This window comes from Myxococcus sp. AM011 (genome assembly GCF_013372595.1).
GTDB classification, from domain to species: domain Bacteria; phylum Myxococcota; class Myxococcia; order Myxococcales; family Myxococcaceae; genus Myxococcus; species Myxococcus eversor.
The window spans coordinates 23371-32289 of sequence record NZ_JABXEM010000117.1; the positions used below are offsets into that span (position 1 = coordinate 23371).

At 68.6% G+C, this 8919-nt stretch carries 8 protein-coding genes; 6 read left to right on the top strand and 2 right to left on the bottom strand.

Annotated elements, in window-relative coordinates:
* The first annotated feature begins 110 nt into the window (after positions 1–110).
* Together HUW62_RS23795 and HUW62_RS23800 are read left to right on the top strand one after the other, a co-directional pair.
* Entirely contained in the window at positions 111–2273 is a 2163-nt protein-coding gene (locus HUW62_RS23795; protein ID WP_176435711.1) for a xanthine dehydrogenase family protein molybdopterin-binding subunit, read from the top strand.
* 2 nt (positions 2274–2275) lie between these two features.
* Positions 2276–2761, top strand: coding sequence for a (2Fe-2S)-binding protein (locus HUW62_RS23800; protein ID WP_163868787.1), 486 nt, complete (start codon positions 2276–2278; stop codon positions 2759–2761).
* A gap of 86 nt (positions 2762–2847) precedes the next feature.
* Here the strand turns inward: HUW62_RS23800 and HUW62_RS23805 are convergent, their stop codons facing one another.
* Entirely contained in the window at positions 2848–3324 is a 477-nt protein-coding gene (locus HUW62_RS23805) for a DUF2147 domain-containing protein (RefSeq protein WP_163868788.1), read from the bottom strand.
* Positions 3325–3500: 176 nt separating this feature from the next.
* Between HUW62_RS23805 and HUW62_RS23810 the strand changes: the two genes are divergently transcribed.
* Together HUW62_RS23810 and HUW62_RS23815 are read left to right on the top strand one after the other, a co-directional pair.
* Complete coding sequence (locus HUW62_RS23810) at positions 3501–3689, top strand: hypothetical protein (protein WP_163868789.1); 189 nt, start codon at positions 3501–3503, stop codon at positions 3687–3689.
* Positions 3690–3748: 59 nt separating this feature from the next.
* The gene (locus HUW62_RS23815; protein ID WP_176435713.1) at positions 3749–4441 is read left to right on the top strand and encodes a RibD family protein; all 693 of its coding nucleotides are present in this window, start codon (positions 3749–3751) and stop codon (positions 4439–4441) included.
* A 5-nt stretch (positions 4442–4446) separates the two neighbouring features.
* Here HUW62_RS23815 and HUW62_RS23820 read toward each other — a convergent pair whose 3' ends face one another.
* On the bottom strand, positions 4447–6777 hold the full coding sequence (locus HUW62_RS23820) for an arylsulfatase (RefSeq protein ID WP_163868791.1): 2331 nt from the start codon (positions 6775–6777) through the stop codon (positions 4447–4449).
* 234 nt (positions 6778–7011) lie between these two features.
* On the opposite strand from HUW62_RS23820, the gene HUW62_RS23825 reads away from it, so the two are divergent.
* Positions 7012–8223, top strand: a complete 1212-nt coding sequence (locus tag HUW62_RS23825) for an SGNH/GDSL hydrolase family protein (RefSeq protein WP_176435714.1) — start codon at positions 7012–7014, stop codon at positions 8221–8223.
* 65 nt (positions 8224–8288) lie between these two features.
* Positions 8289–8915: a TetR/AcrR family transcriptional regulator gene (locus tag HUW62_RS23830; RefSeq protein WP_163868793.1), complete on the top strand. Its 627-nt coding sequence runs from the start codon at positions 8289–8291 to the stop codon at positions 8913–8915.
* The last annotated feature ends 4 nt before the right edge of the window (positions 8916–8919 follow it).

An 8919-nucleotide genomic window follows, 5' to 3' on the forward strand; every position in this document is an offset into this window, starting at 1 on the left:
GCCCCTGGGACTCCCGATGGATGTCGTCGTCCGGACGCCGTGCCTGGCAGCCCATGAAGGGGGGCCGAGTCTGCCTGGGACACGTCCTCCGCGTGTGTCATGCTTTGGCCATGGCGGATGCGCTCGAAGCAGACACGGCGGCTCCTGGCGGGTTGGACCGGCGCGGGTTCCTGACCTGGGTGGTGGCCTCTCCCACGTTGATGATCGCCGCGAGGATGGGGCTCGACGTGCCGGCGGCGGACGCGGCGGAAGTGCCCGTGACGGCGACAGAGACTCCGCTCAGTCTCTACATCGCGCTCCAGCTCGACGGTCGGGTCGTCACCACGCTGCCGCGCACGGAGATGGGCCAGGGCATCACCACGGCCGTGGCCATGCTCGTCGCGGAGGAGCTGGACGTGGCGCTCGACGCGGTCGACGTGCGCAGCGCGGATGCGGACCCGCGCTGGCTCATCCAGCTCACCGGGCTGTCCTCGACGATGCGCTACCTGACGGGCCCGCTTCGCGCCGCGGCGGCGGAGGCCCGCGCGCGGCTCGTCACCGCGGCGGCGCTCCGCTGGCGGGTGCTCGCCCCCACCCTCACCACCTCCCAAGGCGAGGTGCGTGCTCCGGACGGCCGGCGGCTCGGCTACGGCGAGCTGGCGGAGGAAGCCGCGCGCGTGCTGCTGCCCCTGGTCTCCACGGGGCCCAAGCCGGAGAGCCAGTACACCGTCGTGGGTCGGCCCACGGGACGCATCGACGCGCTGGACATCGTCACCGGCGCGGCGCGCTACGCCCTGGACCTGGACCTCCCCGGGGCGCTGCCCACGGTGGTGGCAAGGCCTCCCACGCTGCGTGGCGCGGTCCAGTCCTTCAACGACGGCGTGGCCCGGACGATGCCTGGAGTGGTGGGCGTGGTATGGCTGCCCTCGGGTGTGGCGGTGGCGGCGCGGACCTTCGCGCAGGCCTTCGCCGCGCGTGACGCCCTCCAGGTCTCCTGGACGCCGGGACCGGCCAGCACGCTGTCCGACGTCGACATCCGCTCCCGCCTTCGGGATGCGATAGGCCCTCGTCCCCTGCCACCACTGCTGACGACGCGGACGGTGGAGGGCCGCTTCGACTTCCCCTACCTCGCGCACGCACCCATGGAGACGCAGAGCTGTCTGGCCCACGTGCGGGGCACGAGCGCCGAGGTCTGGCTGGGGGCCCAGGACCCCAAGTACGCGCAGCGCGAGGTCGCCCGGGCGCTCGGCTGGGACCTCACGCCCCAGCGAGTCACCGTGCACGTGACCCGGGCCGGTGGCGGCTTCGGTCGCAGGTTCTTCAATCAAGCCGCCGTGGAAGCCGCGCTCGTCTCACGCGCCATCGGCCAGCCGGTGAAGTTGATGTGGAGCCGCAACGACGACATGCGCCACGGCCACTTCCGGCCCGCCAGCCATCACCGCATCCTCGCCCACCTGGGGTTGGGCGGAAGCATCCTTGGCTGGCACCACCGCGCCGCCATTCCCACCGTGGAGCTTCCTCACGGCTTCGGCGATGTACTCACCGCGCTGCTCGGAGAGGCCCTGCCCGATGCGACGAGCGCCGTGTTCTTCGCCATCTCCCAGCGCATCCCCTACCGCTTCGGCTTCGCGAGCCATGAGCTGCGCGAGGTCCCCATCCCCATTCCCACCGCCTCCTTCCGCTCGGTGTTCACCAGCCAGGTGGGCGTGGCCAACGAGGTGTTCGTCGACCAGCTCGCCCGTGAGCTCCAGGTGGACCCCGTGGCCCTGCGGCGCTCCCGGCTCCCCTCCAACAGCCGGCTCAAGGCCGTCCTCGACAAGGTCGTGTCGGTGGGCCAGTGGGGCCGGGCCCTTCCGCCCGGAGTCGCCCAGGGCGTCGCCGTGCTCGAGGAGTGGGAGAGCGCCATCGCGCACCTCATCGAGGTGGACGTCAGCAGCGGGACACCTCGGGTGCTGCGCGTGGTCATCGCCGCGGACGTCGGCCTTCCCATCAATCCCAAGGGAATCGAAGCCCAGCTCCAGGGCGCCGCGGTGGACGCCATGTCCACGACGTTGAGCGCGGGGCTCCACATCGACTCGGGCGCGGTGCGCGAGGGCAGCTTCGCGGACTACCGCTGGCTGCGGATGAAGCACGTCCCCTCCGACATCCAGGTGCACCTGGTCCGCTCGGACGACCGCGTGGGTGGCGTGGGAGAGCTGGGCTACCCCAGCGCCGCGGCGGCCCTGACCAACGCCATTGCCCGAGCCACCGGCACCATGCCCACCCGCTTCCCCATCCTCGACGAGGGAGTCTGACCATGCTGGCCCATCAATTCATCCTCAATGGTCAGACGGTGACGGTGGAGACGCCCTCGGACCTGCCCCTGCTGTGGGTGCTCCGCGACGTGCTGGGAGTCAGGGGGCCCAAGTACGGCTGCGGCGTGGGCGTGTGTGGCGCGTGCACCAGCCACCTGGACGGCGAGGCCTTCCGCCCCTGCATCCACCCCGTGGGCAGCCTCTCCGGCCACGAGGTGATGACCATTGAAGGACTGGGCGCCCAGGGACTGCACCCCGTGCAGCAAGCCTGGATTGACGAGGACGTGGCCCAGTGTGGCTTCTGCCAGCCGGGGCAGATCATGGCCGCGGTGGCGCTGCTGCGGAAGAACGCCCACCCGACCGACGCGGACATCGACGCCGCCATGAGCGAGAACGTCTGCCGCTGCGGCACCTATGTCCGCATCCGCGCCGCCATCAAACGCGCGGCCCTGCTGCTGAGAAGCGGAGCGGGCGTAACAGGCGGGTGAGGCCACGAAAAGCCCGCTGACTCGCGCGCCTCTCGGCGTGGACTCCCCGTCAACAGGGAGTCCACCCGGGCACACGAGGCGACGAGCTACTCGGTGGCGCGGACCCAGTGCTGGGTGCGGCCGAGCAGCGACATGCCGATGTAGCCGCGAACCTTCAGCTTCTTGCCGCCGTCCTCGACGGCGATCTTGCACTTGTAGGTCTTGCCGTTCGCCGGGTCGAGGATGGTGCCACCGTTCCACTCGTCGTCGTCCTTCTTCAGGTCGCGCAGGATGGTCATCCCGATGATGGGCTGGTCCTTCAGCGAGCCCTGGCACTTGTCACAGACCGGGTTCTGCTCTTCCTTCGGATCGCGGAAGAGCTTCTCGATTTTGCCAACGAGCTTGCCGTCCTCCTCGGAGATGACGATGACCGACTTGGGCTTCTTGGTCTCGTCATCGATGGTCGTCCAGCGACCGACGGCGGCATTCGCCTCCGCGGCGGCGGGGGCCTTGTCCTCGGCCAGGGCGCTCGAGGCAATCATCAGGGTCAGAGAAGCGAGTCCGAACCACCGGGTTGCGTTCATGTCTTGAGGTCCTTCTGCGCGGGGCTCACATCAGAGGGGGCTTGCGCTCCAGCGTCCCATCACACCGTTTGTACTCCACCGCTGTGCCGTCAGGCAGCCCCTCGTGGAATTCTGTGAGGTGCTCGAACGTGCCGCTCCGCGGCATGCACGGCCCACCCGCACTCCCAGGGCAGGCCGTGCAGCCCCCGACTCGCAGGCTCCCCATTCCCGGCCCCCCCAGCCTGCACCGCCTGGGAGAGAACCTCGGCGCGGCCGAGCGGGTGCTGACGACGGAGGACCTGCGCGAGCTCACTGACGCGGCCTCGAAAATCACCGTGCAGGGCGCCCGCTACCCGGACACGCTGGAGAAGACGACGGGACGCTGAGCCGCCAGCCTCGCGGAAACGCGCTACCCTGCCGACCGCCCCCTCATGAGGAGCCGTCAATGAGTGAAGCGAAACGCCCGTACGTGATTTGCCACATGGTGCCATCGCTCGACGGGCGCATCGTCACCAGGCACTGGAAGCTCTCCTCCCGCATGCTGGCCGAGTACGAGCGCACGGCCGAGACGTTCGACGCGGAGGCGTGGATGATTGGCCGGATTTCAATGGAGCCCTACGCCGGGAAGGCGCGGGTTCCCGCACGCAAGCGAGCGCAGCCGATTCCCAGGAAGGACTTCATCGCGCGACGCGATGCCGAGTCCTACGCCATCGCGTTGGACCCTTCGGGCAAGCTCACCTGGAAGTCGGCCTCCATCGATGAGGAGCACGTGATTACGGTCCTCACCGAGCAGGTCTCCGACGACTACCTGGCCTTCCTCCAGGCGAAGGGCATCTCCTACCTGTTTGGCGGCAAGGCGAAGCTGAACCTCCGACGGGTGCTGGAGAAGCTGCGCGCGCGGTTCGGCATCAAGAAGCTGCTCCTGGAGGGGGGCGGCAGAATCAACGGCTCCTTCCTGGCCGCGGACCTCATCGATGAGCTGAGCGTGCTCGTCGCGCCCATCGCGGATGGCTCCATCGGCACCCCTTCACTCTTCGATGCGAGCGAGAAGAAGGGGCCCATCCGCCACCTCGAGCTGGTCTCCCTCGAGAAGCGCGCGGGTGACCTGGTCTGGCTGCGCTACAAGCCGAAGCGCTGAGCCGCTCACTCCTGGGAGAACGCGAGCCGCAGCTCCCCTTCCGCGTCGCGGTCTCCCTTCACGTCCACCACGACCTTCTCCAGTCGCCCCGTGAAGGAGAACGGCACCTCGTAGCGAGGACTCACGGCCGTGCCCGTGTTGCGCCCGACGAGCAACCCGTAGCCCGTCATGGCGCTGTACATCGCGCCGGTCTTGATGCCCTTCAGCGTCCCCACCGTCTCGTCGTCCACCATCAGCAGCACATCGCCGGTGAAGAAGTCCGGCTTGAGGCTCTTGGCCGTCGGAGTGAACCGCGCGCTCAGCCGGTGCATGCCGGGAGCCACCACCCGGGCCGACGACACGAGGTACTCCTCCATCTTGAGGTAGTTGTGGACGTAGTGGAGCCGGCCGTCCTGGAGGAACAGGCTCCACCCACCGAACTCCCCGCCCGAACACACCAGCACGCCCTCGGCGCCGGTGTCCGGGATGAAGGCGTGGGCGGTGATGGTGTGAGGCCGTCCCAGCATCGCGGGCCCCGCCAGCGGGTGCAGGTTCGAAGTGCCCGAGTAGAACGTGTAGCGCTCCCTGGGCAGGGCCGCGACAGGGCGCCCCGGGTCCGCCGCGCGCTCATAGCGCCGGTCGTCGAGCGGCCTGACGTGGTACTTGCTGGCTTCGACCTCCCACATGGCAATCAGTTGCCGGAGCTTCTCGGGGTGCTTCGCGGCGAGGTCCTCGTACTCCGTCGTGTCGACGTCGGTGTGATACAGCTCCCAGCGGTCCTCCGCCCAGGAGGAGCCCTTCTTGTGCCAGGCCACGGCCGTCCAGCCATCTGCCCAGAGGGCGCGACTGCCCAGCATCTCGTAGTACTGCACCTTCTTGCGAGTCTTCGCCGCGGCGTCCTCGAACGTATAGGCGAAGCTCACCCCCTGCACGGGCATCTGCTTGACGCCATTGACAGACATGGGCTCCGGCAGGCCGCTCACCTCGAGCAGCGTCGGGACGATGTCGATGATGTGGTGATACTGATTGCGAATCGCGCCCCCCTCCCGAATCCTCGCGGGCCAGGAGACGATGAGGGCATCCGTGTTGCCCCCCATGTGCGTGTCCTGCTTCCACTTCTTGAAGGGCGTGTTTCCGGCCAGGGACCAGCCCATGGGATACAGCGGGTCCGTCCGAGGCCCGCCAATCTCCTCCAGGCGCAGCGACATCTCCTCGACGCTCTCCGGCGTGAAGTTCCGGAAGCGGTCGGTGTTGGTGACGCCGTCCTGCAGCCCCTCTTGTGACGCTCCGTTGTCGGAGGCGACGAGGATGAGCGTGTTGTCACGCAGCGACAGCTCGTCGAGCGCCGCGAGCAGCCGACCGATGTGGTGGTCGGCATGGTCGAGCATCCCGGCGAAGGCCTCCTGCAGCCGGCAGTACACCGTCCGCTGCGCCTCGTTCAATGACGTCCACGCGGGGACGGAGGGGTCTCTCGGGGTCAGCTTCGCGCTCGCGGGGAGGATGCCCAGCGCCTTCTGTCGCGCGAGCACCTCTTCGCGGACCTTGTCCCAGCCCTGCGAGAACCGGCCCCGGTACTTGTCGATGAACTCCTTGGGGGCATGGAGCGGAGCGTGGCAGGCCCCGAGCGCGAGGTAGGCGAAGAAGGGACGGCCCGTGTTCGCCTGCTGCTGGTCCCGGAGGTAGGTGATGGTCCGGTCCACCAGATCCTCGGTCAGGTGATATCCGGGGCGCGTGGGCGCATCGATGAACTGGTTGTCCTGCACCAGCAAGGGAGCCCACTGGTCCGTCTCTCCTCCGAGGTAGCCGTAGAACTTCTCGAAGCCCATGGCCACCGGCCAGCGGTCGAACGGCCCGGCGGCGGTGTACGCGGTGTACGGGGTGAGGTGCCACTTCCCCACGGCCATCGTGTTGTAACCATTCTGCTTCAGCACCTCCGCCACCGTGGCGGCGCTCTTCGGAATCGAGCCATAGCTGCCAGGAAACCCCGTGGCCGCCTCGGTGATGGCGGCGAGCCCCACGGAGTGGTGGTTGCGTCCGGTGAGCAACGCCGCGCGCGACGGAGAGCAGAGCGCCGTCGTGTGGAAGTTGTTGTACCGAAGCCCGGTGCTGGCGAGCTTGTCGAGGTTCGGCGTTTCGATGGGGCCGCCATAGCAACCGAGCTGACCGAAACCCACGTCATCCAGGAGGATGATGAGCACGTTCGGCGCGCCCTCCGGCGCGGCCAGGGGCAGCACGGGCGACCAGTCAGGCACGGAGTCCCGGTAGGTCTCCCCCACCTTCCCACCGAAGGCGGTCTGCGTCGGCGGAGGCAGGAGCGTCCGGTCGGGATTGCGCGGCTTGTGTTTCTTGGAAGTCATGAGAGGGCCCTCGCGAGGCGTCGAAGCCGCGGCCATGGACATCAATCCACGCAGAAGAGGCTGTGACCTGGGTGCAGGAGCGGCAACAAGCGTGCGCCATCGAGAGCCCGCTCGCCCCGGCCACCCTCACGGGCGACGCGATGTGCCCTTCGCGACGAAGCGCCGGCCATTCTTTCTCTTCGTCGCGCCCGGGCCCGGTGTCCCTGCTCCATGGTACGCATGGCGTGTATGTGGATGAGCCCGCCTGTCCCGTGTGGAAGCGCAGCCCGTCGGCCTCCTGGAGTGCTGGTCATCCTCCTCGGCCTCGGCTTGACGGTGGCCGCCTGCAAGACGTCGGAGCCCTCTCCCTCCCCATCCCTGGCCTGGGTGAGTGTTCCGGCCGCGGACGCGCGGGTGCGCTACACCGGACGGACCTACCGCTCCGCCACCGGCGTCGTCTTCTCCCATCCCGGCGTGACGATTCGCGCGAGCTTCTGGGGTGACGCCCTGCGGATGAAGCTCCACGACGCGGGCCTGGGCGGTGAGGTGGGGACCAACTACTTCGATGTCTCGATTGACGGCGCGACACCCCGGCCGCTCGCGGTGCACCGCCACCAACCGACGTACGTCCTCGCCACGGGCCTGGCCGTGGGGCCGCACACGGTGGAGCTCGTCAAGCGCACCGAGTCCTCGGTGGGCTCCAGCGAGCTGGTGGCGCTGGAGGTCCATGGCGAGTTCCAGGAACCACCCGCGCACGCGAAGCCGCTGATGGAGTTCATCGGCGACTCCATCACCTGTGGCTACGGCAGCGAGGTCTCCGTCATCCCCCAGACGCCGCCCTGGAGCGCGCCGACCTTCACCTCGGCGCACCAGAATCCCAGGCGCGGCTACGCCTGGCTCACGGCCCTGGCGCTGGGCGCGGAGCCCGTCCTCGTCTGCTATTCGGGCCGAGGGGTCTATCGCAACCTGGATGCATCGACAGCCGGATTGATTCCCGCGCTCTACGAGCTGGCCGTCCCGGACCATGCCGTTCCCTGGGACTTCTCCCATGCGTCGCCCGACGTGATTGTCGTCAACGCCGGCACCAACGACACCTTCGCCGGCCACGGCACCGCCCAATACCTTCCAGACGAAGCCGCGTTCAAGTCGGCCTACCGCGCATTCCTCCAGCGGCTCCGGACGCTGCACCCTCGGGCCCACATCATCTGCACGCTGGGCAGCATGACGGACGGCCACAAGGAGACCGAAGGGACGGACACGCCGTCGTCGGTCCACGTCGGGCACTGGCTCACCGACCTCGTCACGGAGCGACAGCAGCAAGGCGATGCGCGGGTGTACCGCCATGAGATGGCCGAGCAGGCGCCCGAGCTCGACGGAGTCGCCGAGGACTGGCACCCGTCCGCCGCCACGCACCTCAAGATGGCGGAGGCGCTGCGCCGGTTCATCGAGACCGTCGTCCGCCCCTGAGCACCGGGCCTCGGCTTGACACCTCCCGAGACCCGGGAGTATTTGAGTACCAACTCGATAACACCATGGCCCGTCCCGTCTCCATTCGCGATGAAGACATCCTCGACGCCGCGCGAGAGGTGTTCCGGGCGCATGGCGTGCGAGCGACCTCCGCGATGGTGGCCGAGCGAGCGCGCGTGTCGGAAGGCATCATCTTCCGCCGCTTCAAGACGAAGGAAGGGCTGTTCCGAGCGGCGCTCAACCTGGACCTCATCGAGCCTCCCGAGGTGGCGGAGCTGGAGCAGCGAGTGGGTATGGGGACCGTCGTGGAGAACCTCCATGATGCGGGAGTCGCCCTCGTCGGCATCATCAAGGTGCAAATCCCCCTGAAGCTGCTCGCCATGACCAACCCGGGGACGAACGACAGCCCCGTCAGCGCGTCGTCCTCCGGGACCCCTCGCGAGCTCTACTTCACGCGCATCGTGAACTACGTCCAGGGCGAGGTCTCCCTGGGCCGCCTCCGCGCGGTGTCCCCCGAGGTGTTCACCTATGCCTTCCTCGGTGGCATCAAGGACAACGTCGTCGCGCAGATCTTCCACCGCCCCGACACGCCCTCCGGCTATCCCTCCGCGCCCGTCTTCGTCCGCTCGCTCCTGGATCTGCTCCTGCACGGAGCCCACCGCCCGCCGGCCGGCCCCGTCTCCCGCGGTTGACGCC

Excerpts from the sequence above, each read along its gene's own strand:
- HUW62_RS23795 (WP_176435711.1), top strand. The coding sequence starts at position 111 with ATGGCGGATGCGCTCGAAGCAGACACGGCGGCTCCTGGCGGGTTGGAC.
- HUW62_RS23800 (WP_163868787.1), top strand. The coding sequence starts at position 2,276 with ATGCTGGCCCATCAATTCATCCTCAATGGTCAGACGGTGACGGTGGAG.
- HUW62_RS23805 (WP_163868788.1), bottom strand. The coding sequence starts at position 3,324 with ATGAACGCAACCCGGTGGTTCGGACTCGCTTCTCTGACCCTGATGATT.
- HUW62_RS23815 (WP_176435713.1), top strand. The coding sequence starts at position 3,749 with ATGAGTGAAGCGAAACGCCCGTACGTGATTTGCCACATGGTGCCATCG.
- HUW62_RS23820 (WP_163868791.1), bottom strand. The coding sequence starts at position 6,777 with ATGACTTCCAAGAAACACAAGCCGCGCAATCCCGACCGGACGCTCCTG.
- HUW62_RS23825 (WP_176435714.1), top strand. The coding sequence starts at position 7,012 with ATGAGCCCGCCTGTCCCGTGTGGAAGCGCAGCCCGTCGGCCTCCTGGA.
- HUW62_RS23830 (WP_163868793.1), top strand. The coding sequence starts at position 8,289 with ATGGCCCGTCCCGTCTCCATTCGCGATGAAGACATCCTCGACGCCGCG.